The organism is Micromonospora sp. NPDC049799 (assembly GCF_040656655.1).
GTDB lineage: Bacteria > Actinomycetota > Actinomycetes > Mycobacteriales > Micromonosporaceae > Micromonospora.
Map to the genome: position 1 here is coordinate 1 of NZ_JBFAMU010000863.1, position 1,282 is coordinate 1,282.

Annotated in this window: 1 protein-coding gene and 1 pseudogene; one reads left to right on the top strand and one right to left on the bottom strand. The window is 74.0% G+C overall.

What is annotated here, in order from left to right:
• Window positions 1-76: 76 nt before the first annotated feature.
• Window positions 77-364: pseudogene (locus AB0I76_RS30175) on the bottom strand (methyltransferase); the annotation flags it as partial.
• A 188-nt stretch (window positions 365-552) separates the two neighbouring features.
• Between AB0I76_RS30175 and AB0I76_RS30180 the strand changes: the two are divergent.
• Window positions 553-1,282: hypothetical protein (locus tag AB0I76_RS30180; protein ID WP_357042617.1), on the top strand; the 730-nt coding region annotated here is incomplete at its 3' end.

Genomic DNA, 1,282 nt, shown 5'->3' on the forward strand with positions numbered 1-1,282 from the left:
CGCCACCATGCGCAGGCTGTCACTGAGCCGCAGCACCTTGATCATCAGGTCGGTCCCGATGTTGCCGGACCCGATCACCGGCCCGCGCGGCGGCGATCGCCACCAGTCCGGATCCGGCGGCCAGGTCCAGCACCCGGCGGCCGGCGACCAGGTCCGGGTGGTCCGTGACGTACCGGGCGAGGGCCTGCCCGCCGGCCCAGGCGAACGCCCAGAACGGCGGCGGCTGGGAGCTGCGGAACTCGCCCTCGGTCAGCTCCCAGAGCCCGACGGCGTCGTCGGCCTGGTGCAGCCGCACCTCCGGGACGAAGGGCACCGGCGCGAGGCGGGCGTGCAGGCGGACGAAGGCGGTGGAGAGCTCGGACACCGGCCGATTCTCCCCCGCGTCGGTCACCCGGCGTGTCGCGGGGGAGTGGTGACCGGTTCACCACGCTGGGTGAAACGGGCCCTCGGATGTGGCGACCGGTGCGAACACGCCCGTCTACCGGCTGGCCTGCTCCGCTCCTAGCGTTGCTCAGTGGAGGCGACCGACGGGAGGGCGGAACAGTGCGGACGGTGTGGCGGTACGTGTTGCGGACCGGGGTGGTGCTGGCCTGTCTGACCGGGGTGGGCCTGGCGGCGCCCGCGCCCGCGCTGGCGGCCAACACCACCGAGCTGAGTGGCCTGCCGGACGAGTTCCGGGCCGGTGAACGGGTGGAGACGGTCTCGGCGGTGGTCCGCCGGGACCGGGGCGGTTGCGTCAAGGTGCGGTGGTCGATGGTGCTGCGGGTGGAGGGTCTCCGGCTCGACCAGGTCAGGATGGACCGCATCGAGGAGACGGGCTCGTTCCCGTTGGACGTCCGCACCGACGGGGACGTGGCCCGGCTGACCGACCGGCAGTTGGATCCGGGCACGCTCTGCCCGGACCGTACGGTCACCGCGCGCTACCGGGTGTCCTTCGCCGAGGACGTCACCGAGGGTCGGGTCACCCTCGCCGCCGAGGCGTACGACGCGAACCTGCGCCTGTTGGCGAGCCAGACGGCGACCCGCTCGGTGGTCGGGCAGGGTGTGGGGGCCACGCCGACCTCGGCGGCGCCGGAGCCCACGACCGCCGAGCCGACGGAACCGGCGGTCGAGGGGACCGAGGTCGCGCCGACGGACGAGGCGGTCGCCGAGGTGCCCGCGGCGGGTGGCACGTCGGCCGCCGGGGGTCTCGCCCACGGACGCCACGCCGTCCTGGTCACCGGCGCGGAGTGTGACCCACTGGGTCGTAGTCTCGCGCACCGTGTCCAATTGGAGCTCGACG